22 protein-coding genes and 1 other annotated feature are annotated in these 25,146 nt (G+C 41.0%); of the genes, 18 read left to right on the forward strand and 4 right to left on the reverse strand.

Going from position 1 to position 25,146, the window contains the following annotated elements; genetic code table 11:
• Positions 1 to 8: 8 nt before the first annotated feature.
• The 7 genes from hemC (at position 9) to ACXAEY_RS06445 (ending at position 7,021) form a co-directional block, all read left to right on the forward strand.
• Positions 9 to 938 carry a hydroxymethylbilane synthase gene (hemC, locus tag ACXAEY_RS06415; protein WP_270179478.1) on the forward strand — a complete coding sequence of 310 codons (930 nt, stop codon included), beginning with the start codon at positions 9 to 11 and terminating at the stop codon, positions 936 to 938.
• Complete coding sequence (locus ACXAEY_RS06420) at positions 935 to 1,702, forward strand: uroporphyrinogen-III synthase (RefSeq protein WP_474810901.1); 768 nt, start codon at positions 935 to 937, stop codon at positions 1,700 to 1,702. Before hemC ends, ACXAEY_RS06420 begins: the two co-directional genes overlap by 4 nt.
• Positions 1,692 to 2,669 (forward strand): porphobilinogen synthase, encoded by a 978-nt coding sequence (gene hemB, locus ACXAEY_RS06425; protein ID WP_270179476.1) that lies wholly within the window; start codon positions 1,692 to 1,694, stop codon positions 2,667 to 2,669. The genes ACXAEY_RS06420 and hemB overlap by 11 nt, the downstream gene beginning before the upstream one ends.
• Positions 2,670 to 2,690: 21 nt before the next feature.
• Complete coding sequence (gene hemL / locus ACXAEY_RS06430) at positions 2,691 to 3,977, forward strand: glutamate-1-semialdehyde 2,1-aminomutase (RefSeq protein WP_474810902.1); 1,287 nt, start codon at positions 2,691 to 2,693, stop codon at positions 3,975 to 3,977.
• A 142-nt stretch (positions 3,978 to 4,119) separates the two neighbouring features.
• Positions 4,120 to 5,175, forward strand: a complete 1,056-nt coding sequence (spoVID, locus tag ACXAEY_RS06435) for a stage VI sporulation protein D (RefSeq protein WP_474810903.1) — start codon at positions 4,120 to 4,122, stop codon at positions 5,173 to 5,175.
• A 24-nt stretch (positions 5,176 to 5,199) separates the two neighbouring features.
• Entirely contained in the window at positions 5,200 to 6,054 is an 855-nt protein-coding gene (locus ACXAEY_RS06440) for a hypothetical protein (protein WP_474810904.1), read from the forward strand.
• Positions 6,047 to 7,021: a hypothetical protein gene (locus tag ACXAEY_RS06445; RefSeq protein ID WP_474810905.1), complete on the forward strand. Its 975-nt coding sequence runs from the start codon at positions 6,047 to 6,049 to the stop codon at positions 7,019 to 7,021. The genes ACXAEY_RS06440 and ACXAEY_RS06445 overlap by 8 nt, the downstream gene beginning before the upstream one ends.
• Here the strand turns inward: ACXAEY_RS06445 and ACXAEY_RS06450 are convergent.
• Positions 7,018 to 7,218 (reverse strand): hypothetical protein, encoded by a 201-nt coding sequence (locus tag ACXAEY_RS06450; RefSeq protein ID WP_270179471.1) that lies wholly within the window; start codon positions 7,216 to 7,218, stop codon positions 7,018 to 7,020. The genes ACXAEY_RS06445 and ACXAEY_RS06450 overlap by 4 nt on opposite strands.
• A 158-nt stretch (positions 7,219 to 7,376) precedes the next feature.
• Positions 7,377 to 7,601 (forward strand) — a binding site (T-box leader).
• A 63-nt stretch (positions 7,602 to 7,664) separates the two neighbouring features.
• Between ACXAEY_RS06450 and ACXAEY_RS06455 the strand changes: the two genes are divergently transcribed.
• From ACXAEY_RS06455 to ACXAEY_RS06465, 3 genes are all read left to right on the forward strand, one after another.
• The gene (locus tag ACXAEY_RS06455) at positions 7,665 to 10,307 is read left to right on the forward strand and encodes a valine--tRNA ligase (RefSeq protein ID WP_474810906.1); all 2,643 of its coding nucleotides are present in this window, start codon (positions 7,665 to 7,667) and stop codon (positions 10,305 to 10,307) included.
• A gap of 60 nt (positions 10,308 to 10,367) precedes the next feature.
• Positions 10,368 to 11,669, forward strand: a complete 1,302-nt coding sequence (locus ACXAEY_RS06460) for a bifunctional folylpolyglutamate synthase/dihydrofolate synthase (RefSeq protein ID WP_474810907.1) — start codon at positions 10,368 to 10,370, stop codon at positions 11,667 to 11,669.
• Between the two features lie 108 nt (positions 11,670 to 11,777).
• Positions 11,778 to 13,490, forward strand: a complete 1,713-nt coding sequence (locus tag ACXAEY_RS06465; protein ID WP_474810908.1) for a sensor domain-containing diguanylate cyclase — start codon at positions 11,778 to 11,780, stop codon at positions 13,488 to 13,490.
• A 47-nt stretch (positions 13,491 to 13,537) separates the two neighbouring features.
• Here ACXAEY_RS06465 and ACXAEY_RS06470 read toward each other — a convergent pair whose 3' ends face one another.
• The 3 genes from ACXAEY_RS06470 to ACXAEY_RS06480 are packed head-to-tail and all read right to left on the reverse strand — an operon-like array spanning position 13,538 to position 16,206.
• Positions 13,538 to 15,304 (reverse strand): DUF7305 domain-containing protein, encoded by a 1,767-nt coding sequence (locus ACXAEY_RS06470; RefSeq protein WP_474810909.1) that lies wholly within the window; start codon positions 15,302 to 15,304, stop codon positions 13,538 to 13,540.
• Positions 15,294 to 15,782: a prepilin-type N-terminal cleavage/methylation domain-containing protein gene (locus ACXAEY_RS06475; protein ID WP_474810910.1), complete on the reverse strand. Its 489-nt coding sequence runs from the start codon at positions 15,780 to 15,782 to the stop codon at positions 15,294 to 15,296. Before ACXAEY_RS06475 ends, ACXAEY_RS06470 begins: the two co-directional genes overlap by 11 nt.
• Positions 15,763 to 16,206, reverse strand: coding sequence for a type IV pilus modification PilV family protein (locus tag ACXAEY_RS06480; RefSeq protein WP_474810911.1), 444 nt, complete (start codon positions 16,204 to 16,206; stop codon positions 15,763 to 15,765). Before ACXAEY_RS06480 ends, ACXAEY_RS06475 begins: the two co-directional genes overlap by 20 nt.
• A 141-nt stretch (positions 16,207 to 16,347) precedes the next feature.
• Between ACXAEY_RS06480 and ACXAEY_RS06485 the strand changes: the two genes are divergently transcribed.
• From ACXAEY_RS06485 to ACXAEY_RS06520, 8 genes are all read left to right on the forward strand, one after another.
• A complete protein-coding gene (locus tag ACXAEY_RS06485) occupies positions 16,348 to 17,676 on the forward strand; it encodes a hypothetical protein (RefSeq protein WP_474810912.1) in 1,329 nt (442 codons plus the stop codon).
• A 19-nt stretch (positions 17,677 to 17,695) separates the two neighbouring features.
• Positions 17,696 to 18,469 carry a PRC-barrel domain-containing protein gene (locus ACXAEY_RS06490; RefSeq protein WP_474810913.1) on the forward strand — a complete coding sequence of 258 codons (774 nt, stop codon included), beginning with the start codon at positions 17,696 to 17,698 and terminating at the stop codon, positions 18,467 to 18,469.
• Positions 18,470 to 18,482: 13 nt separating this feature from the next.
• Positions 18,483 to 19,865: a VanW family protein gene (locus tag ACXAEY_RS06495; protein WP_474810914.1), complete on the forward strand. Its 1,383-nt coding sequence runs from the start codon at positions 18,483 to 18,485 to the stop codon at positions 19,863 to 19,865.
• Positions 19,865 to 21,523: a GspE/PulE family protein gene (locus ACXAEY_RS06500; RefSeq protein WP_474810915.1), complete on the forward strand. Its 1,659-nt coding sequence runs from the start codon at positions 19,865 to 19,867 to the stop codon at positions 21,521 to 21,523. The genes ACXAEY_RS06495 and ACXAEY_RS06500 overlap by 1 nt, the downstream gene beginning before the upstream one ends.
• 8 nt (positions 21,524 to 21,531) lie before the next feature.
• Entirely contained in the window at positions 21,532 to 22,566 is a 1,035-nt protein-coding gene (locus ACXAEY_RS06505) for a type IV pilus twitching motility protein PilT (protein WP_474810916.1), read from the forward strand.
• A 5-nt stretch (positions 22,567 to 22,571) separates the two neighbouring features.
• Positions 22,572 to 23,780, forward strand: a complete 1,209-nt coding sequence (locus tag ACXAEY_RS06510) for a type II secretion system F family protein (protein ID WP_474810917.1) — start codon at positions 22,572 to 22,574, stop codon at positions 23,778 to 23,780.
• A gap of 69 nt (positions 23,781 to 23,849) precedes the next feature.
• On the forward strand, positions 23,850 to 24,290 hold the full coding sequence (locus ACXAEY_RS06515; RefSeq protein ID WP_474810918.1) for a prepilin-type N-terminal cleavage/methylation domain-containing protein: 441 nt from the start codon (positions 23,850 to 23,852) through the stop codon (positions 24,288 to 24,290).
• Positions 24,291 to 24,381: 91 nt separating this feature from the next.
• On the forward strand, positions 24,382 to 25,134 hold the full coding sequence (locus ACXAEY_RS06520; protein WP_474810919.1) for a prepilin peptidase: 753 nt from the start codon (positions 24,382 to 24,384) through the stop codon (positions 25,132 to 25,134).
• Positions 25,135 to 25,146 lie beyond the last annotated feature (12 nt).

A 25,146-nucleotide genomic window follows, 5' to 3' on the forward strand; every position in this document is an offset into this window, starting at 1 on the left:
GATAAAACATGAGGAAGATAATTGTTGGATCACGTAGGAGTAAGCTAGCGATCACACAGACAAAATGGGTGATTAGCAAATTAAAAGAAATCAATCCTGAAGTTGATTTTGAAATAAAAGAGATCGTTACTAAAGGAGATAAAATCCTCGATGTTACCTTATCCAAAGTTGGTGGAAAGGGTCTCTTCGTAAAAGAAATCGAGGATGCGATGTTAAAGGGAGAAATCGACATGGCCGTGCACAGCATGAAAGACATGCCGTCCGTCCTGCCAGAAGGATTAACGATCGGGTGTATACCTGAGCGTGAAGATTTCCGAGATGTTCTTATCTCTCAATCGAAGCAATTGTTCCGAGAGCTTCCTGAAGGAGCTATAATCGGTACGAGCAGCCTTAGACGTGGCGCACAATTAAAAGCGATTCGACCTGATGTAGAAATCAAGTGGATCCGAGGAAACATCGACACTCGCTTACGTAAACTTGAAGAAGAAGATTACGATGCGATTGTCTTAGCGGCAGCAGGCCTTCATCGTATGGGGTGGTCAAAAGAGATCGTCACTGAATACCTAGATGCTGATCTATGTGTACCTGCAGTGGGACAAGGCGCACTTTCGATCGAATGCAGAGAAAGTGATGATGAGTTACTAGGTCTTCTTGAAAAACTTAACGATGAGCACACAACGCAAACTGTATTGGCTGAGAGAGCTTACCTTCATACGTTAGAAGGCGGCTGTCAAGTACCTATCGCTGGCCATGCGGTATTAAAAGATGGAACCATTTCATTAACTGGACTTGTAGGCGAGCCTGATGGTTCTGTAGTCATCAAAGAAATGGAAACAGGTTCTGATTTCAAACAAGTAGGAGTCACACTTGCGAATAGGATGAAGGAGCAAGGTGCTAAAGAGATATTAGATCGTGTGAAGGAAGAACTCGATCAATGATTTCACCGCTCTCAGGGAAACGTGTATTAGTCACGAGAGCTCGGGGGCAGGCAGCTACATTTTCGAGGTTAGTTGAGAAGCATGGGGGAGTTTCTATAGAAATTCCCCTGATTGCGTTTAAACCACGCTTACACGCGCTACAAACATTGAATGTTTCAGGCTATGAGTGGGTGGTTTTTACAAGTTCGAATGGAGTTCGCTTCTTTTTTCAAGAAGCTTCCCTACCAACAAAAAGTAAAGTGGCTGCAGTCGGCAGTAAGACAGCAAAAGAACTTAAAAAACATCATGTTGCGATCGACCTACTTCCAGAAGATTATACGGCAGAAGGATTGATCTCAGCGCTTTCAAGAGAGGGGAAACCTGAAGAGACAATCCTGTTACCAAGAGGGAACTTGAGTCGAAAGGTCTTGCCTCAGCAATTAGAGAAGCTCGGATTCAATGTAACCGATCTCACGATTTATGAAACGGTTGTTCCAGAGGAATCTCAAGCCCCTTTAGTAGAGGCTATTAGTAAGAGGGAGGTCGATGTCATAACGTTCACATCATCTTCCACTGTTCATCATTTTGTTGAACTGCTTCAAACAAAAGATTTGCAAGAGAGTTTGAAAGGGATCACGATAGGAGTAATTGGACCTATAACAGATAAAACGCTTCGATCATACGGATTGAAAGCAGATGTTGTTCCAGATGAATATACGATCGAAGGATTGCTACAAAGTTTAGAGCATTACTTTGAAAATAGGGAGGATACTAATGAACGCTGATAATTTTCGACGTCATCGTCGCTTAAGAAGATCTGAATCGATGAGAGCCATGGTTAGAGAAACGTTTTTACATAAAGAAGATTTAATTTATCCTATCTTCGCTGTTGAAGAAAATGATGTGAAGAGAGAAGTGCCCTCGATGCCAGGTGTGTTTCATTATTCTTTAGACCACCTGAATGCGGAGATTAAAGAAGTAGTCGAGTTAGGTATTCAATCTGTCATTGTGTTTGGTGTACCAAACCATAAAGATGCCGTTGGATCAGAAGCTTACTGTGAAACGGGGATCGTACAACGCGCGATCAAGCAAATTAAAGAAGAGTTTCCGGAGCTAACGGTTATTGCAGATACTTGCTTATGTCAGTATACAGACCATGGTCACTGTGGCGTGATCGAAGATGGCTATGTCCTAAACGATCAATCACTAGAACTTTTAACGAAGACTGCTGTTTCTCAAGCTGAAGCTGGCGCAGATATCATCGCACCTTCTAACATGATGGATGGGTTTGTAGGAGCGATTCGTAAAGGACTAGATGAAGCTGGGTACGTTGATGTTCCAGTAATGAGCTATGCGGTGAAGTTTTCTTCTGCGTTTTACGGACCTTTCCGCGACGCTGCACACAGCTCACCACAGTTTGGTGATCGAAAGACATATCAAATGGATCCTGCAAACCGACTGGATGCAATCAGAGAAGCTGAGAGTGACATTGAAGAAGGCGCTGATTTCTTGATGGTAAAACCAGCCCTTTCATATCTTGATATCATCCGAGAATTAAAGGATCGATTCCCTCTTCCAATGGTTGCTTATAACGTAAGTGGGGAATATTCAATGATAAAAGCAGCCAGCCAAAATGGGTGGTTGAACGAAGAAGAAGTTGTCTTAGAAAAGTTAACGAGTATGAAGCGAGCGGGCGCAGACCTTATCATTACTTATTTCGCAAAAGACGCAGCACGCTGGTTAGATAAATAAGAAGAGAGAGGAGTATCTTTTATGGGAAATTATGATCGTTCCAAAGAAGCGTTTCAGGAAGCTACTAAAGTAATGCCAGGCGGGGTGAACAGTCCTGTGAGAGCATTCAAATCAGTTGGACTTGATCCTATTTTTATGGAGAAAGGAAAAGGGTCGAAGATTTATGATATCGATAATAATGAATACATCGATTACGTCTTATCTTATGGCCCCCTCATCCTTGGACATGCCGATGAAAAGGTAGTGAATAGCTTGAAGGAAGTAACGGAGCTTGGTACTAGCTTTGGTGCTCCGAGCACGTATGAAACAAAGTTAGCAGAGCTAGTAGTAGAGCGCGTTCCTTCAATCGAAAGCGTTCGTATGGTGAACTCTGGAACTGAAGCAACGATGAGTGCGCTTCGACTTGCTAGAGGATATACAGGACGTAATAAAATTCTTAAGTTTGAAGGGTGCTACCATGGACATGGCGATTCCCTATTGATCAAAGCTGGTTCTGGTGTTGCGACACTCGGACTTCCAGATAGCCCAGGAGTTCCTGAAGGAATCGCAAAGAACACGATTACTGTTCCATACAATGATCTTGAAAGTGTCCGCTATGCATTTAAAGAATTTGGTGATGATATTGCGGGAGTAATCATTGAGCCAGTTGCAGGTAACATGGGTGTTGTTCCCCCTCATGCTGGATTTTTAGAAGAACTTCGTACGATTACAGAAGAAAACGGTACTGTTCTTATCTTTGATGAAGTTATGACTGGATTCCGTGTTGGATATAATTGTGCACAAGGTTATTACGGAGTTACACCTGATCTCACTTGCCTTGGAAAAGTGATCGGTGGAGGACTTCCTGTAGGAGCTTATGGTGGTCAGAAAGAAATTATGGATCAGGTTGCTCCGAGTGGACCGATTTACCAGGCTGGTACATTGAGCGGTAACCCACTTGCGATGACAGCCGGCTATGAAACACTATCGCAGCTAACACCTGATAGCTACAAAGAGTTTGAACGAAAAGCTGAACGACTAGGAGAAGGACTTTCAAAAGCGGCTGAGAAGTACAACATCCCTCATACTGTAAACCGTGCTGGATCGATGGTTGGATTTTTCTTCACAGATGAAGATGTTGTGAACTTTGAAACTGCTTCATCTTCAAACCTAGATTACTTTACTGAGTATTTTAAAGAGATGCTTGACCAAGGCGTGTCGATTCCTCCATCTCAATTTGAAGGTCTCTTCCTTTCTACAGCACATACAGATAGCGACATCGATCAAACGATTGCAGCTGCAGAAGTAGCTTTCTCTAAACTAAAATAATACCAAACCTGTTAGGGGCATCCCTAACAGGTTTTTTTATGTTCTTGTACAGATAGCGTGGATTTTCGATGTTTTAGACATATTCTTAAATCCAATTCATAAACGTGTAATGTATGGATAATGTTCGAAAGGAGGAGAAAGCATGCAGAATGATTCACATTTGCATTTCTCCGTTGAGGAGCAGGTATGGTTAAAGAAAGGACAGGAAGTTGAAGAGGTTTTATCGATTTCTCTAGACCCTGAAATTTCCATTGAAGAATATGAGGATTACGTAGCAGTTAAAGGGTGTTTGTATTTATCAGGTGAGTATTTGCAAAGGGAGTATGAAGATTACGAGGATCACGAAGATGAGTCGTCCGTCTATCGTTCTGTTCATGAAGTAGAAACTCGAGAGGATGGAACTGCTACGATCGGACATCGTTTTCCGGTAGATATTACAATTCCATCGAGCAGGATCAGTAAGTTAGAAGATATTTTTGTAACGGTCGATACGTTCGACTACACGCTGTGCGAAACGAATTGTTTACAGCTAAATGCAGATATTTCGATTAGCGGTATCCAAGGAGACGCAGGATATCCAAATTATGAAAATGACTCAGAGGTTGAATACGATGATGAGGTAGAACTTGAAGAAGAACGTTCATCAGACGAATCTGTTTGGGAAAATGATGTGAAATATGTGAGTGATGAGGCAGAAGAACCTGTTATGTTTCCACAAAGCAAACGGACGCCTCAAGTTGATATGAGGGCGAAAGCTTCACAGCCAGATGAAGAGCCTGCAGAAGTGCAGTACGAAGCTATGAACAATGAAACAAACTATGATCTATTAACAAGGATGGCAGGTCAAAATGCAGAATCCAGTTACTATAATCATAACGAGGAAAGTGCACAGAGGGGCAACTATGAAGCTGAGTATGATGAGTATGATGAGTATAGTGAATATGCTGAGGCTTCAGAAGAAACCGTAGAAGAAAGAGAGCCAGTTCGTGAAGAAAATGCTTTGTATTTAACGAATATGCTAACTAAAGATGAAGAAAACTTTTCAAAGATGAAGATGTGCATCATTCAACCAGGCGACTCCCTCACAGAGATTGCGGAGCGTTACAGAGTTTTGCCGAGTCACCTAGCACGAGTGAATCGACTTGATGAAGAAGAAGTGACAGAAGGACAGATCCTATACATCCCCGTTAACCGGTAATAGGTGTGAAAAGGGGTAGTACACATGGACATAACGACTGTGGTTAAAAAGCAGTATGAATTTAAGGATTTGCACTGGAATCATAAAGAATCTGCATTTCATACACATGTTGGGTTGAAGAGAGTAACTTATTGGCGGGATCGGAAATTGCTTGAGTATCATCTCAACTTCCGTGACCGTCTTTTTTCTAAATCAGGAATCATGTGCAATCGGATGATACGTACGCGTGATGGTGCTCCATTTGCTCAACTTGGAGGCTCATTTATTACGATACATGATGTTATTGAGTCAACGGAAATAATCAACGATCCAGAGTTCCTTGGCTTTTTGATCGCCTCATTACTTGAAGTTGGAAGCGAAGTTCCTTATTACAATGAGATAGATCTTGGAGAGTTTCCTTATAAGGAGGCTCTTAAGAACTTACAACAGTTGAAGCATAAGAACCAGGAAGTTTATTCTTCTTTAGTTCGCTATATTCCAAAAGTGAAACAAAGAAAGTCATCACTCCTCATGAATCCAACATGTTATGACGGGAATGCGTTGAAAATGGTCATGGGACAATACTACTATGATTTGAGTAACAGCCTTCCAAAGCCTGCTCATCAAGTAATCCGACGTGCGCTCCTTACCGACTCCTATACTGAAGAAGATAGAAAAGCGTGTTGGGCAAGTTTACACAATGCGATCTCAGGTGATTTAGTTGATCGTGTGAAACTTACACTTCTAGCACCATGGGAATGGACTGACTGCGTTAGAGAGATGCAGGATTGTGAGGATGAAGAAGAGGTTTATAACCGATTTAAGAAAGAATGGGACACGATGATAGAACTATATGAAGTTCTAAAGCTCTCTACTAGGAGGACAATCTCCTATGAATAATCTTAATGCAATTTTATTTCAATATGACATGACTCTTGAACACTACGAAAGATATGGAAAAGTATTGAAAGTTACAACGAATCAAGGAACTTTTGCACTTAAAGAAACAAGATTAACAAGAGATCGAATGGATTGGATGCTATATCTAGAGAACTACTTCAGGGAATTAAAGTTTAATGGATATGTACCGTTGATCAACACAAAGTATGGCGATACGTTTGTAGTGGTAGATGATCGTGTGCTGTATTTATCTCATTGGATCGAAGAAGGAAGTGTTAATCCGTCATTAAAAGAGTCTCAGATGATTCAAAGGCTAGCAGAATTACATGGGTATTCCGTAAAGGATCATGCCTTTTCTGAAGAATCCATCAAGCATTTCTATGAAAAGATGGTCGTACTCAGAGAAAGTCGTCAGTTCGAAATGGAAAAGTACGTTAACGATATTGAAAAACGCATCTATCTCTCTCCATTTGAATTGGCTGTTGCGACCCATTTTCATCAACTCATGAAAAATTGTGACCTATCAAAGTCACGACTAGACTATTGGTATGAACAAACGAATGAAACGAAACGATACAGAACTGTGCTCTGTCATGGGAAGTGTTCAGCTTCTCATTTTGTTGTAGGAAGAGAAAAGGGATATTTCCTTAACTTCGAAAAATCCGTAGTAGACTCTCCAGTGAGAGATCTTACGTACATGATTCGTGCTTCGGTACCACCGTTTCAATTCAACCCAGATACGTTGGTCTCAAACATTTCTCACTATGAAAGTCAGTTTGCTCTGCATGAAGAAGAAAAGGATTTGCTCGCAAGTTATTTGTATTTTCCTGAATCGTTGTTTAACAGTGTGACACATTTTCTATCGAATCAGAGAGATTGGTCACACATGAAGCATGTCCGTCATTTCACCAAAAAAATAGAAGTGATGAATGGAATTACGACGACACTACAAAATATGCGTGCTTAAATCCATTCAAAATAAAAACACACTTCTAATGCTACGAGGATAATCAAGATAAGCACATCCACTGAAGTTGGAAAGAGAATCGTTCTTATCGCCTGAAAGAAGATAAAAGGCGGTACGAATTGCGCCAGTATGTCTCTGAATTTGTAAAAAGCCGGTGGAAGCTGATAGCGGTTGAGTCCTCCAAATCGCTTTTTCATGTATAGGTCCCCTTCATAGTACTCTCGATACAATCAGGTTATGTTTGGACAGTAGTTTGGGTGATTAAGTAAAAAAGAAAGTGGTTATGATAGTAAAAAGGGCTAATAGTATCTTGACGGTTTTTTATACAACAGGTAAACTTATGAATACAAATAGTCGACAGGCAACGATAGGGAGTAGTAAAATGTGAACCCTTCAGAGAGAGAAATCATTCGCTGCGAGATTTCTTAGGAACGTAACATTTGAAGTCGCCCTGGAGCTGTTTCTCTGAATCGTAGTAGGAGAGACCGGTGAATCCGTTATTCAATGAAGCGTACAGCTTCTCTCTTTTTTCTGGAGCTGTAAATAAAGGTGGTACCGCGAAACTTCTTTCGTCCTTTTCACTAAGGATGGGAGAAGTTTTTTTGTTTGCTATCGACTTATTGATTGGAAAGGATGGATGGTAATGGCTAATAAAGAGCTAACGATGCCGACAAAGTATGATCCACAGGCAACTGAACAGAAATGGTACCCGTATTGGGTAGATGGAAAGTTTTTTGAAGCAACGGGTGATAAGGACAAAACACCTTACACGATTGTTATTCCACCACCGAACGTTACAGGTAAGCTGCACCTCGGGCATGCATGGGATACAACGCTTCAAGATATCCTCTCTCGTTTTAAACGAATGCAGGGTTATGATGTACTTTGGTTACCGGGGATGGACCACGCTGGTATTGCCACTCAGGCAAAAGTAGAAGGAAAACTACGCGAAGAAGGGACTTCTCGCTATGATTTAGGAAGAGAAAAATTTCTTGAAAAGTCATGGGAATGGAAAGAAGAATATGCAGACTTTATCAGAAGTCAATGGGCGAAGCTTGGCTTATCTCTCGATTACTCTCGTGAGCGTTTCACGCTTGATAACGGCCTTTCAAACGCCGTTCGTGAAGTCTTCGTTAAATTATATGAGAAGGGTCTCATCTACAGAGGCGAATACATTATCAACTGGGATCCTCAGACGAAAACAGCCCTTTCAGATATTGAAGTTATCCATCATGAAGTAACAGGACACTTTTATCACATGCGTTATCCACTCTCAGATGGCTCAGGGCATATCGAAATTGCGACGACGCGTCCAGAAACGATGCTCGGAGATACAGGAATTGCTGTACACCCTGAAGATGAGCGATATAAGCACCTTATTGGTAAGAAAGCGATCCTTCCGATCGTAGGACGAGAAATTGAAATCGTAGCTGATGATTATGTTGATGTGGAGTTTGGATCTGGTGCAGTAAAAATCACTCCGGCACATGATCCTAACGACTTTGAAATCGGAAATCGTCATGACTTAGAGCGTGTTCTTGTGATGAACGAAGACGGTACGATGAACGATAATGCTGGTAAATATAAAGGGATGGATCGCTTCGAATGTCGTAAGCAGCTCGTTAAGGACCTTCAAGAAGCAGGCACACTCTTTGAGATTGAAGAGCATGTTCATTCTGTAGGGCACTCTGAGCGAAGCGGTGCAGTTGTAGAACCTTATCTTTCAACGCAATGGTTCGTTAAAATGGGACCTCTTGCAAAACAAGCGATCGATCTTCAGAAATCTGAGGACAAAGTAAACTTCGTACCTGAACGATTTGAGAAGACGTATCTTCATTGGATCGAAAACATTCGTGACTGGTGTATTTCACGTCAACTGTGGTGGGGACATCGTATCCCGGCTTGGTACCATAAAGAAACAGGCGAAATCTATGTAGGTGATGAAGCACCAAAAGACATCGAGAACTGGAATCAAGATGAAGACGTTCTTGATACATGGTTTAGTTCAGCTCTATGGCCTTTCTCTACAATGGGATGGCCTGATGAAGAAGCAGAAGACTTCAAGCGCTATTACCCAACAAATGTACTCGTAACAGGTTACGATATCATCTACTTCTGGGTAGCTCGCATGATCTTCCAAGGCATCGAATTTACTGAACAGCGTCCGTTTAACGATGTATTGATTCACGGTCTTGTAAGAGATTCTGAAGGACGAAAGATGAGTAAGTCTCTTGGTAACGGAGTAGATCCGATGGATGTTATCGAGAAGTATGGTGCTGACTCTCTTCGCTACTTCCTTGCAACTGGTTCTTCACCAGGGAATGACCTAAGGTTCTACTGGGAAAAAGTTGAGTCGACTTGGAACTTTGCGAATAAGATTTGGAACGCTTCTCGTTTTGCCCTAATGAATATGGATGGCATGGAATACGATGAGCTCGATCTTACTGGCGAAAAATCAACCGCTGATAAATGGATTTTAACTCGACTAAACGACACTGTCGACCAAGTAACAAGATTGATCAACAACTATGAATTCGGTGAAGTTGGAAGATACCTTTACAACTTTATCTGGGATGATCTATGTGACTGGTATATCGAAATGGCGAAGCTGCCATTGTATGGTGAAGATGAAGCCGCGAAGAAGACGACTCGTTCTGTTTTAGCTTACGTGTTAGATCAAACGATGCGTATGCTTCATCCATTTATGCCTTACCTTACTGAAGAAATTTGGCAGCACCTTCCTCATAAAGGAGAATCGATCACTGTCGCTAGCTGGCCAGAGAAACAGGATGCCCTGCACTTCCCGGACGCAGCAGCAGACATGGCATTACTTACTGAGATCATTCGATCTGTTCGTAACATCCGTGCGGAAATGAACGTTGCACCAAGTAAACCGATCGAACTGCAGATTAAGCCAAAAACGGCTGAAGCTGAAGCACAGCTTGAGAAGAATAAGCAGTATATCGAACGTTTCTGTAACCCAGAAGCACTAACGATTTCTGCAGATCTACAAGCACCTGACAAGTCGATGACAGCAGTCGTTTCAGGAGCAGAGTTATTCCTACCGTTAGAAGGTTTGATCAACATCGATGAAGAGATCGAGCGCCTTAAAGGCGAGTTGAAAAAGCTTGATTCAGAAGTAGAGCGAGTTCAGAAGAAACTTGCTAATGAGAAATTCATCAGCAAAGCACCTGAAAAAGTTGTTGATGAAGAGCGTGCGAAAGAGAAGGACTATCTAGAAAGAAGAAGCAATGTCGAAGCACGTATAAACGAATTGAAAAAATAAAGGTATGGCGAATCTCTAAAAAGGAGATTCGCCTTCTTTTGAAGAAAGGTGAGAGAAAGGATGTTCACTACATATGATGAAGCTGTGAGCTGGATTCATAGCTTATTAAATCACGGAATCAAACCTGGGCTCGAACGAATGGAGTGGATGCTTGAACAGTTAGGTCATCCTGAAAGGAGATTGAAGTTTGTTCATGTCGGAGGCACCAATGGTAAAGGCTCAACGGTTACGTACATGAGGCATATCCTGCAGGAATCAGGGTATGAAGTAGGCACGTTTACTTCACCTTACATCGAATCGTTCACAGAACGTATTGCTTTGAACGGAACACCTATTCCAGAACGTGATTTGGTAGAGGTATGTAATCGTGTATATCCGATTGTAGAGGAAACATCGAACACTAAACTCGGTTCTCCTACAGAATTTGAAGTAATTACTCTTATTAGTTTAGTGTACTTTGGTAGCGTTTCATATCCTGATATCGTGTTGATGGAAGTTGGACTAGGTGGTCGTTTAGATTCAACAAACGTCATTCACCCGTTAGTATCAGTGATAACGAACGTCGGATTCGATCACATGCATATCCTTGGAGATGACTTGGAACAAATTACGTTTGAGAAAGCGGGAATCATCAAACCAGGAGTCCCTCTTATTACTACTGCTGAGAATGAGCTTGTTCGATCGATACTAGTCGAAACGGGGAAAAAGAAAAGTTCCAAAAGCTATAAATTAGGCGAAGAGTTTAAGGTAAGTGCGATTTCATCTACAGATGAAGGAGAGCACTTCACATTTCATTCTCCATATCGAACGTTAGAAGATATCCAGATTGAGATGAAAGGATCCCATCAGGTAAAGAATGCATCAGCCGCACTGATGACGATGGAATATTTAAGGGTGTTTTATGGCCTTCATATCGAAGAAGAGATGATCAAACAAGGGTTAAGTAAAGCAGCATGGCCAGGAAGGTTCGAGCTTATGCTTAAAGATCCAGACGTCGTGATCGACGGAGCACATAACCCAGAAGGGGTAGCTAGTTTGGCTGAAACGATTAAAACGCGGTATCAAGGTGGTTCAATATACGTAGTGTTTAGTGCAGTGGGTGACAAAGATATCGAATCGATGTTGGAACCCCTCTATCCTATTGTGAAGGATATTACGTTTACGACGTTCGACTTCCCTCGAGCGGTAAGTGCAAGGCAGCTATATGAAAGGTGTTCGTTTACGAGAAAATCGTATGATGAGAACTGGACCTCAGCGGTACAGTCTATCATGACTAAAGCTGATAAAAACGATCTCGTCTTAATAACAGGATCTCTTTATTTTATTTCAGAAGTGAGAAGTTTTCTAAAAAGTTTGAAATAAATACAAAATACTAGGACTTTTCCTTCATTTTTTGCTATTATAAACTTAAACAATTTCAAAATTGGAAAATTATTCTTCAAAAGGACGGAAGATGGAAGGGGGAAGAAATTGAATGCAAGTATGACTGTCAAAGTGTGGATCACTTGGTTAATCTTTTGGCCCACACTTATCTTTGCAACCTATACCTTCTTTCCCCCTGATTTATCAGGAAACGTGTTAGATATTCTAGCGCTGTTCGCACTCCTTGCAGTTGTCTCCATGATGCCGATCAATGTAAAAGGGATCGACATCTTCTTTATTCAGGGCATATCGCTCACCGTATTTCTAAGATATGGTCTATTCGTAGAAATGATTTTAACTCAACTTTCTATCCTGGTCTTTCTGCTTAATTTGCGAATAACGAAAAAAGAAAGCCATCGTTACCCTGTCAATATGCTCATGTTTATGATGATCTCACTTATTTCGGGTGGTTTGTTCTATGCCCTTGGTGGGACTGTGGGAGAATTTTCCGGTAATGCGATGTTTCAGGTACTACCTGCATTAGCGTATACGTTCTCTTTAATCTTCGTTAATCAAATCTTGCTTCATTTCTTGAAAGTGTTTGTGTATAAAGAAGCAGACACGACCTTTTTCGGAAAAGATATGGTTTGGGAAGCGATCACAACTGCGGTCACGCTCCCAATTGGCTTCTTGCTTTATATGCTTCATACATATCTTGGTGCAATCGCCATTCTATTCGTAGGTGTGCCATTCATCCTTATCTCTTTAATGTTAAGGTTGTATTACTCTAGTCGAAAAGTAAATGACCTCCTTCATAAAACAAGTGAAATTGGTCAGCAAATTACACAGCGACTCAATACGGATGACATATTGAACTTATTTCTTGAAAAAACGACTGACATGTTCGAAGTCGATCACGCCTATGTTATGGATGCTGAAAATGTAAGAAGACTTTCTCTCATCAAGACATACGAACGTGGAGTAGGGGTCATAGAGGGCCCGGGGGATAGATCACCTCAAGAAGGAATAAGCTCAATCGTATGGCGTAGTGGTAGAAGTCGCTTGTATAGCAAGCGATCTCAATGGAAGAGTTTAACGACTGGTGTAATACCTCTTTCAACAAACTCAATTATTTCAGTACCGATGAAGCGAAATAAAAAAGTAGTAGGCATCATTACCCTCACGTCTAATAAAGTACGATCCTATGAAAAGCAGCATATTCTCGTATTGCAAATTCTAGCGAACTATTTAGCTGTTGCCATCGATAATGCAAAGAACTATGAGGAAACGAAGCGAAAAAGTGAAACGTGTCCGTTAACGAATTTGTACAACTATCGGTTCTTTGAAGAGTTGCTAGATGAGAGGTATCTAGCCTATGAAAAAAATCATAGTCCGTTCTCCATCATCCTTTTAGATATCGATCACTTCAAAAAAGTAAACGATACGTTTGGACATCACAGTGGCAATGAAGTTTTGTGTGGCCTTGCGAATCGACTTGTCGAAGAAATAGGGAATAGAGGGACGGTGGCTCGATTTGGAGGAGAAGAATTTATCATTCTTCTCGATCATGCTTCACACGAACAAAGCTTTCAGATTGCTGAAGAATTAAGGTTCGTCATCGCCGATCAACCTTTTGAAATTTTTAATGATTTGGAAAATGGGAATCGCCAGGTCATCTACATTACTGCTAGTATTGGCGTCGCGACAGCTCCAGATCAAGGAGAAGATGGTCAAACACTAATTAGAAACGCAGACCGTGCGATGTACACGGGAGCGAAGCAACAGGGACGAAATCGTGTTGCAAGCTATGTCGTAGGATAGAAAAAGCCCGCAGCTTCATTTGAAGCTGCGGGCTTTTCAATTGCTTATCAATCTTTGGAACGGTCGATAGGTACTGGTTCATTCACAACTTTGATATACGGTTCCTCCGTCTTTAAGTCTGAGTAGGTTTTAATGATATCTGGATTATATGAGATTTGAAGTCTTGAAGGCTGGTTTTGTTGGTAACTTGGGAGTTGGAAGTAACCACTACCATATCGTACAAATTGCGAGTTGTTTGGATTAGATAAGCGTGACCTCCCTTTTATCGCATTCAAAACGATTCTCCTTGCTGATATGCCACCATCGATGTGAACATTTGAACCCACACCATACATTTCGAATTCCCCTTCAGAGTAGAAGAACCCACGTATGTTACTAGGTGTATCTTCATAGAGAGAGTTATTGCTAATATGAATATCTCCCTCAGCAAATACGATGAGTGAACCATCTTTACTATTTTCTTTCAATGCTTTCAATGTAGAGTATTGGATGTTTACATCACCTTTGACGTAAATGATTGCGTTAAATTCTACTTCGGCATTTTCAATTGATAGGTCTTCTTCCACAAAATAAGTACCGCTGATTTTTAATTTGTGCTTATTGTTACCATTATTTGAAGAGTAGTTTCCAATGGTTAGATTTTTTCCAATGTAAGCTCCATTTTTAATTGAAATAGAATTAAATGAAGACGAACTCCCAGATATAAATAGATTTCCATGAGTGCTAAAACGTTTGAAAGAATTATTACCAGTAAGGTAAAGATTGTTAAAATAGCTCTTCCAGAAGTAGTAATAATAGAAAGGATAAACATTACTATTTGGCATATTTTGATTACTAATCGTTGAATCTGAATATGCTTTGTGAGTAATAACTTCTCCATTTATCAAATTATCAGTCAAATCATATTTAAATGCACTTGCTCTTTCGTTAATATCAATTGGATCTCTTACTGGTTCTCTTTGTTCAATAAGAGGATAATCATTACCTAAAAAAGCACTATTTGCTTGAACCGTTTTATAAATATTATTTGTAGAGAAATCAGAGTTTAAGTTTGTAATATGATTACTATATTTGGGTTCACTTGTAAATTTATATATGCTTCCTCCTAACACCATCTTTGCTTTTTTTGAAGGCCCAGCCACACTCTTATTGATAGGGAGGAATGTATCGATCCAGTAATCGGTACTACCATAGCGAGCGTATCCCTGATCTGTTGTAATGAGATTACCATCCACGAGTAAATCTCCAGTTATGTCTACAGCACCGTGTAGAAATAAATTCCCTTCTCCTTGAACATCACAGCCTTGAACCCGCGGGCAAAGCTGGTATGCTCCGATTGCATATTTTAAAACTTCAGGGAATGAGTCAGGTCCAATTTCTAGTGTTTTCGTGACTGTTTTCACTTCGTTGTTTACTGTACCTGTACTTTCGACTTCGATTAGACGTCTTAGCACATTAGAAGTAGCTGATACATTCGTAATTTTTGCAGATGATTCCCCGGTATCATGGTTCAAGATAGTTGGATCCTTATAATTTCTTACCGTTCGATCGATCAATCTTGTAAAATCATCTTGCTGAAGTCCACTTGACCCGAGCCCTTTTCTCAAATCAGCTTGTATTGATTGAACGAGTTCGTCGACTCCTTTCTCTGCTACGAACGTTGCCTGTACATCGTCTTCCCGAAGTTCAGTCCGTTTTGTTCCGTTAACTGTTGCGCTAAGTAGAGATAAACCGAGAACAGTGAAAATCAATGTGACGAGTAATACTAGGACAAGGCTTGACCCACGTTCTTCTAACAATTGTTTAAGGTTCATCTGTACCCTCCGTAATAAGACCTATTTCGCTTATGAGTGTTAGTGGTTTAGCATGGTCAGTCGTTTTATCTTTAATTGTAATCCTGATTTGGAAATTACCTGAAGATGTTTCTTCAATAGACGACCCAGCTAGATCAAACGATGAAGCGTTTAAAGCAGTTCCGTTCAATAAGGCGTTCCCATTCTTAAAACCTATCGTAGTGGATTTGTTGATCGTAAGGATATACGTTTCTTTGTCTGGGTCGAAAGTTCTCGATGTAATTTCATTTTCTTTTACTGGGTAGAGCGTATTGATGAATGACGTCATCACGATATCAGCTTCATCACGGAATGCTGCTTCGGCACTGATCTTTTGATATGAATGAAGGCCATTAAACAAAAAAGCATAAATTGCTAATGAGACGATGGATACAAGAACGAGTGTGATGAGAAGTTCTGGGAGAGTTAGTCCTTTCGTATTACGGAGATATCGCAGCATGTTTAACGTACCCTTCTACTGAAGTTTCGATCGTTGGCTTCTTAGCCAACGTAACATCGACGCGGACGTCAATTAAATCTATTTCTTGTTCATTTTTATCCTGTGAAACAGAAACATTGATCGTATATTCATGGTTATTTATCTTAACTTGATAGTTTTCACACGATGGTTTTGATCGGTTTATACAATTTTTATAATTGTAAGGACCACCCGTTAGCCCATCAGTTATGTATGTGTCGGGTGATAGCTGAATTCTTTCGAGCGTAGCTCGTGCAAGATTTACAGCTACTAGTTTTTGATTGTTGTAGGAGGATATGGTGTTTGATTGGTTAAAAAAAGACGAAGCTACTAGTACGACAGACGTTAACAGTGTCAGAGAAACCAAAACTTCTATTAACGTAAATCCGTTATCGTTATTAAGCAATTTCCAAATACCCCCAATAAAAGAAATGATTAATTAATCAGAGTAATGTTTCCAATTCTTTAATACTATTATACAATAAACTACATAAATTTCTTTTTAATGTTAGATTTTGATAATATTTTTATTTTAGGAGGTGAGCCAGTGGATTATTTGTTGGCTTTAGTTGGGGGAGGCTTGCTTTTACTACTTTTGATGGTTACACCACTAGGAATCACACGTGCGCAACGTTTTGTTGTTGCGGGAATGGGCTCGCTATTAAGTCTACTTCTACTCGTGTTTAAATCGATTTATCCACTTCCAATGGCGATCTTACTAGTTATTCTTGTAGCGATGGTCATCATGTATGGCTTATGGAAGAAAGCGCATCATCTGTTGATCTCTTCAGATGGAAATAAAGAAGTATTAGAAGACTACTATAGTCGCTTGGATGTAGTAGAAGAGAAAGATTCTGATACGGAGCTAGTAAACAGTGAGTCAGAAGTTGTCGATGAACAAAGTGATGACCTTTTTCTAGAAGAAATCGATTTTGCTACATCTGAAGATCCTGAGGACATTGAAGGTGCTGACTCAGAGCACGTACTAGAAGAGACTGAATTACTAGAGGAAGAAAGCTTAGATCAGTCTAATATAGTGGACCGTGACAAAGATCTAGAATCTGATGCATGGCAGGACTTTGAAACAGAAGAAGGTTTTGCAGAGGAGGAGGCACACTCTGCAGAGGAATTATTGGAAAACATAGATGATGAATCACAGTTACTTATTGATAGTGAAGAAGTAGAAAACGACGAGGAAGTTGAAGAGATTGAAGGTATCGATTTCTCACTTAGACTCGAATCTGCCTTAGGCGATGAGGAGAATGACGCTACATCTGAAAGGCAGCAAGATGGAACAGATCAGAAAGCTTCTGGTCATTATTCTGAAGTTTCAGATAGTGTGCATCTCTTCGAATTCGATTCAGAGGAAGAGGTTGTTGGTGAAGTTGAAGATGAGAAAAACCCTCAAGAAGTTGACTTTGAAGGGATAATTAAAACAGAGACTTTTGAAGAGCTTGAAGGCGATGAAGAGCCATTAGACGAAGCAATTGAACATGCTCATGCTGAAGAAGAAAGCGTTCTGGAATTCAAGGATTCGTTAAATGGTTTTGAAGAAGCAGATACTGTGGATGAAGATGCGGAAGATCCTTCGGAAGAAATTGCTGGGCAAATCGTAACAATACTACGAGAACAAGCGAGATTTCTTAAGGACAGTGGAAACATAGAGGGCTATATCGATGTCACGGAACAGCTTCTAAGTTCACATTTAACAGATGATATCTATTTTGCAGTCGCAGCAGAATATCGAGAGTTTCTTATTGAAGAAAACGAATGGATGAAACTAAATAAACTTTTAGACGATATGAAGCAACGATGTGAATACCCAATCTTACTTGAAGAAATAAATTACTTACAATCGTTATACAAACAAAAATGAAACAGGTGTGTGATCAAGGATGAAGAAAAGTAATCAAATCGTAGGACTCCCAATTATTAGTATCGAAAGTGGCTCGGAAATCGGGCATGTTAAATCACTCGTTGTAAATGCTGCTGATAAATCGATCGATTTCTTAACAGTTGACCACCCAGACTGGGATGTTAGTGTAAAAGCTGTACCATTCCGCAAAGTCATTGGAGTTGGAGAGTACGCAGTTATGATCGAAGAAGAGAAGTCGATCTTTGATCTGTCTGAAATACCGATCGCAAACGAACTGGTTAAGAAAAAAATCAGTATTATTGGAACGAAGATCATCAACAGGAAGGGTCAGTTCCACGGAGAAGTTAGCGAGTATTTAATAGATGACAATACAGGGAGAATCGTCAGTCTCCAGTTCGATTCAAATGAATCAGAACAGTTTTTATCAACAGAGCATGTGATTACGTTAGGAAAAGATCTTGTGATCGTTGCAGAAGAGGCAATCGGTCATATCGTGACAGAGCCTGAAGAACTTCTCGACGGGAAGAAGACGTACTCATCTGAGAATTATTCAACGCAACCTAAAGAAGAGCTTCCAAAGGAAAAGGAAGAGCTACCTGCTGCAGAGGACAACGGCTTTAAAGAAAAGCAAATCGCAATTCTTGAAGGTAAGAAGTTGCTGAAAGATATCTATACTCCTTCAGGTGAACTCTTGTTTGAAGAAGGCAGCATTCTTACGAGAGGGGAAATTGAAAAAGCGCAGGAAACTGGTGTAGGTGTTGTGGTGGAAATGTCGATGCATGTATCAGGATAGAGGGGCGAAGTAAATGAGTTCTGAAACGAAGAAGGGTTTACTGAAAACTGCCGGTCTAATAGTCTTTTCAACTCTATTTGTTACGTCTTTTTCATTGTTAGGCTCGTTTACGTATGACGCAGCATTAGGTGAAGATACGTTGCCACCGGACGCATTGATCGGTAGTGTGTCAGTGTCAGGGCTAGAACCTCAAGAAGCAAGCGCAAAATTGACCGAATTGACTGAGGAATGGAAAGCATCTCAATTACTCTCTTTACGCTATGACGACCAATCAGTTCCACTTACAGGAGATATTTGGGAATTCCAAATCGATCAGACCGTACAAGAGGTTGCTCAAACGGAATCTAGTGATGTACCCCTTTACGTCTCGATCAACCAAGAGTTGCTGCAATCCAAAATGGAAGAGCTCGCAGTAGATCCCGCGAATTTTAGTATGGAGCTGCTGACGGAAGTGCTGATCGGCTATGCAGCTACACTTGAAAGTGATGACATTCCGATCGATCTATCGAACTATTATTCAGTAACGAGTGAAGTAGAGGAAATTTTCAAAAGTGAAGTGAAAGGCACATCTGAATTAATTCTTGTTCCAAGTCTTGTAGAAGAAATTGGTTCAGTGACGATAAAACCTGAAGAAAACTTTTCAGTACAACAAGTGTTAGCGAATGTAGGTGTGACGGATAAAGCAACTGATAGTCTCAACTTGTTTGCTTCAGCAATTTTTGAAGTTATCCTTCATACGAATTTTGAAGTGCTAGAAAGGCATACGACGCTCAACATACCGACCTACGGGGAACCAGGCGTGAATGCGGCTGTGAATGTTTCGAATCGAGATCTTGTTTTTTATAACCCTAATCCTACAAGCTACACGCTTCGGTTCGATTGGGAAACAGATACGCTGATCGCAACATTAACTGGTCCAGCGTTTCCACTGCAGTTTAGACCAAAAGTAGAAGAAGACATTTTATCACCTGACACGATCATTCAATACTCTGCATCTTTAAGTGGCAATAATAAAACGATCGTTGAAGAAGGAGAAAATGGTCTTTTGATTAAAACGTATCGAGAAACGCTTGATCAAGATGATCGTGTTATCAAATCGGAAAAGATACTAGAAGATTTTTATCCTCCTGTACATCGAGTTGAGAACAGAGCATATCCTGAACCTTCTACGCCTTCAGGAACTGACCCTTCTGGTAGCGGCAGTCAGGATGGAAGCGGCGAGCCTAGTAATGGCGAGGAACCTAGCGGTGGTGAACCAAATAGCGAAAATGATAGTGGAAGTGTTAACAGCTCAGGGGCATCAGAGAACAATGGTTCAGGAGAAAATAGTGGAGAGGAGGATGAAGAAAAGGGTGAAGTAATGAAGGGATTAGAATACAAGAGGGAGGGAGATTGATGAGACAAACAAAGAAAAGACTAGGTGATCTCCTTGTTGATTCCCGCTTCATCACGAGAGAGAAGATCGATGAGGTTCTCTCTCAAAAGCCTAAAGGTATGAAACTAGGTGACGCACTCATTGAACAGGGAATCCTTACAGAGCAGCAGCTCATCGAGGTACTCGAGTTTCAACTTGGCGTCCCACATGTGAGTTTATACAATTACCCGATCGAAACAAATGTGATCGACATCGTCCCAAAAGATATCGTAAAGAAATATAACCTTATCCCACTTAAAATTGAAGACGATAAACTGTATGTGGCGATGACTGACCCAATGGATTTCTTTGCAGTAGACGACCTTAGACTTTCTACAGGCTTTTTAATCGAGCGAACGATCGCAACAAAAGATGATATCAACCGAGCGATAAGCAAATATTATGAGATCGACGACTCAATGGATGAATTGTTAAGCGACTTGCCTCGAGCTGAACGAGAGGAAGATCAAATAACTGACGAAGATTCTCCAGTCGTGCGACTAGTAAATCAAATCATCCAGTTCGCAGTACAAAATAGAGCAAGTGATATTCACTTTGATCCACAGGAAACAAAATTGCTCATTCGCTATCGAGTGGATGGTCACCTCCGAACCGAAAGAAGCCTTCCAAAGCATATGCAAAATGTTCTTACTGCCAGGGTAAAGATTATTGCAAACCTCAACATTACGGAATCAAGAGTGCCACAGGACGGTCGTATCAAAATCAACATCAACCATAAACCGATCGACCTCCGTGTATCCACATTGCCAACCGTTTATGGAGAAAAGATCGTTCTACGTGTTCTTGATATGAGTAGTACGTTAAATCAATTGGGGAAGCTAGATTTTCATCCGATTAACGAAAAGCGGTTTCGAAAGATGATCGAGCAACCGAATGGCATTATCTTAATCACAGGCCCTACTGGTTCAGGTAAATCATCGACATTATATGCAACGTTAAACCATTTGAATCAGGAAGAGACAAACATCATCACTGTGGAAGATCCGGTCGAATATCGGTTAGAAGGAATTAATCAGGTTCAAGTGAACGGTGCCGTTGGGCTGACGTTTGCTAAAGGGTTGAGGTCGATCTTGAGGCAAGACCCTGACATCGTGATGGTGGGGGAAATTAGAGATGCTGAAACGGCTGAAATCTCTGTTCGAGCATCGCTTACTGGTCACCTCGTATTGAGCACGCTTCATACGAACGATTCGATCGCAACGATTGCAAGATTGATCGATATGGGTGTCGAGCCGTTCCTTGTAGCTGCTTCTCTCTCTGGAATCGTTTCACAGCGTCTCGTTAGACGTGTGTGTAAAGATTGTCTTCAACGGGAAGCAGCAACTGAGCGAGAGAAAGAGATATTCAGAAAAAGAGGTATCACAATTTCAGAAATATCGCGTGGACAGGGCTGCGGAAACTGCAATATGACCGGCTACAAAGGAAGGATCGCTCTTCAAGAGGTGCTCGTGATGGATGATGTTATTCGTAAGAAAATCATGAACAATGAAGACATGAGCAGTATTCGTCAATATGCGATTAAAAAAGGAACAATATTTCTGATCGATGATGGATTATTAAAAGTGAAGCAAGGGTTAACAACAACTGAAGAAATACTACGCGTTGCTTTTAAAGAGTAGGTGATGGTATGAAAGAGCAAATGGATAAGCTATTACGAGCTGCATGTAAGCTAGGGGCCTCCGATGTCCACTTAACGATCGGAGTTCCTCCTATCCTAAGGATTCATGGTGATTTGAAGCGTTATGGAAGTGAACCGCTTGAGCCAAGCACAACTGAAGAAATGGCGAGGCTATTGATACCAAAAGAACAATGGGCAACGTTTAAAGAAAATGGTGATTTAGATTTTTCGTATAGTTTAAAAGGCGTTTCAAGGTTCAGGATCAATGCTTTCCATCAAAGGACAAGCATCAGTCTCGCCATTCGTGTCGTTCCGTCTGTCATTCCTTCTCTAGAGAGCATCCATGCTCCAGAAATTATTAAGAAGCTCTCACTGAAACCTCAAGGGTTAATCTTAGTAACTGGACCTACAGGGTCAGGGAAGTCAACGACCCTTGCTTCAGCGATTAACTTCTTGAATCACACTGTTCAAAAGCATGTCATCACTCTGGAAGATCCGATTGAATACCTTCATAAGCATCGCAACTGTGTCATTGATCAACGGGAGATCGGGGCTGATGTTAAAAGCTTTGCAAGCGGCCTACGGGCAGCGCTCCGTCAGGACCCTGACGTTGTTCTTGTAGGAGAGCTTCGCGATCTTGAAACGATCCAAACAGCAGTAACAGCGGCAGAAACGGGTCACCTTGTGTTTGGTACGCTACATACAAGTAACGCTGGCGCAACGGTGGATCGAATCATCGACGTCTTTCCTCCTAGCCAGCAGCCGCAGATTCGAATTCAGCTCGCTTCCGTGCTCGTGGGGATCATTTCTCAACGGTTGTTTCCGACAGTTGATAAAAAGTCACGAAGGCCTGCTTTTGAAGTTCTTGTAAACAATCCGGCGATCGCGAACTTGATTCGTGATAGCAAAGTCTATCAAATTCCGAATGTATTACAAACTAGCAAATCGACAGGAATGGTAGAGTTATCAAGTTCGATCAGAACCCTGATCAAAAACGGTGTGATATCAAAAGAAGCTGCTGATCCTTATTTACAGGGGGAATAATGGCTATGAGCCAATTTCAATATGTTGGTAAAAATATGAACGGCAGAGTAAAGAAAGGCAATTTAACAGGAGCATCGAAGCGAGACGTGATCCTGCAGCTAAAAGACAAAGGTATTGCGGTGATGGAGATTCAAGAAGTTGAGCCGTCACTTCTAGCGAAAGACATCACGATAGGCAATCCTGTAAAGCTTAGGGATTTTGTCGTATACCTGCGTCAGTTCGCAACCTTACTACGAGCAGGGGTTTCAATCGTAGACTCAACAGGCATACTAGCTCAGCAAACGGAGAGTAAAGCGTTGAAGCACGCGCTTCAAGACGTAGAGATTGAGCTCAGGGGAGGAAACCCATTCTCTCAATCTGCTGCTAAGCATAAAAAGGTTTTTCCGCCGATGTTTATTAACATGATCTACGCAGGAGAAGTAAGTGGAAGTCTGGATAACGTGCTTGACCGTCTTGCGGTGTATTATGAGAAGCAACATAAAACAAGGCAAAAAGTCCTTTCTGCAATGACATATCCCGTCATAGTTGGATTCCTTGCAATAGGTGTGGTTATTTATCTATTAGCATTTGTTGTACCAACTTTTGCTGACATGCTGCAGCAATTAGGTGGGGAACTTCCGGGTATTACTAAATTTGTGTTAAGTGCGAGTGAGTTTGTAAAAGTTTTCTGGTGGATGATAATTATGGTTCTATTGTTAATATTAGGATTTATTTCTATAATTCGTAATAAACCATCTAGTAAGTATTATTTTGATTATGCTATACTTAAAACACCGATATTCGGGAAGATTTTACAGAAAGCGACGATGGCGCAGATGACGCGAACATTAAGCTCCCTATTCTCGAGCTCGGTCCCCATTCTGCAGTCGATTTCGATTGTGGAAAAAGTTGTAGGGAATGAGGTGGTGGTCAGAGTATTGCGTGAATCTAGAACATCGCTTGAACAAGGGAAGCGCTTAACAGAGCCGTTCAAGCAGCACTGGATCTTCCCGCCTCTCGTAACGCAAATGATTGCGATCGGAGAAGAATCAGGTTCACTAGACGCGATGCTTGCCAAAGTAGCAGACTTTTATGAAGATGAGGTAGAAAACGCGACAGATCGGTTGAAAGCATTGATCGAACCTCTGATGATTGTGTTTCTAGCAGCGATCGTAGGTGTGATCGTACTGTCTATCATCGTTCCGATGTTTGAGATCTACAACAATGTGGGGTAGAAGAAGTTTACTAGTTTTAGACATCATTGTTCTTATACATAATTATTATAATTTTTAGGGGGAAATTGGATGTTAAAACGCTTTTTAAAAAATGAAAAAGGTTTAACGTTGATCGAGCTTTTAGTTGTTATCGTTATTCTTGGTATTATTGCTGCAATTGCGATACCGGCGATAGGTTCATTAATCGATAACTCAAAGCGTGATGCTCATTTAGCAAACGCAGAACAGATGGCAAGTGCGGCTCGAATGGCTATTGCACAAGATGGAACTGGAGATAAAGATTTTACAATGACTGAGCTTATAAACATGGGTTATTTAGAAGCAATACCAGAGTCTCCGGGTAACTTGGGAGCATATGACGCTGGGACTTCACAAGTCGTAGTTGATAGAAGCGTAGATGATGATGGGAACCAACAGACCACGTATACAATTACTCTTGAAGGAGCAGATGGTCAGTATTTATCCGGTTTGTTGACTGAATTAGATAGAGATTCTGTAACTTTAGAGTAGTTGATTAGATAACCCTCCCTCGGAGGGTTATCTCCTTATTAGAACCGATTCATTAACAATTAATAAACTATTTCGATAGAGGATGGAACGTATGGGGGTCGTATTACATAGTTATTTATTCATAGTTGGCCTTGTACTGGGGTCATTTTTTAATGTTGTGGGACTAAGGATACCTGAGAAGCGTTCGATCGTTACTCCTCGCTCGTCATGTCCATCTTGTCAGCGCGTGCTCACACCAATCGAGTTAATACCGTTTTTTTCTTATCTTATACAAAAAGGGAGATGCAGAGGCTGTTCAGCTAAGGTTTCTCCACTATATGCCGGTGTTGAACTCACAACGGCATGTCTTTTTACGATCGCACCGCTCCTGGTGGGATGGTCAAAAGAGTTGCTTATCTCATATGGACTCATTTCACTTTTAATCATCATCTTTGTTTCGGATCTCACATACATGCTGATACCAGATAAAGTGCTACTTTTCTTTGGCGCTTACTTTATTCTGACACGAATTTTTGTACCGATGACGCCATGGTACAGTCCGTTTGTAGGCGCTGCGCTTGGTTTCTGTCTATTACTCCTCATCGCCATCGTGAGTAAAGGTGGGATGGGAGGCGGAGACATTAAGCTTTTCGCCGTACTCGGACTCGTTTTTGGTTATCAAGACCTGTTGATCGTTTTCTTTTTCTCTACCTTATTTGGAACGATTTTAGGAATTGGAGCTATCGCTACGGGTAAAGCGAAGCGAAAGCAGCCGATTCCGTTCGGTCCGTCGATCGCGCTCGGTGCTCTACTCACATATTTTTACTCAGAAAAAATCATAGATTGGTATATTAGTTTTCTGTAGTGACAGGGGGAA

The sequence above is a fragment of the Anaerobacillus sp. ABA4_114 genome (genome assembly GCF_056159065.1).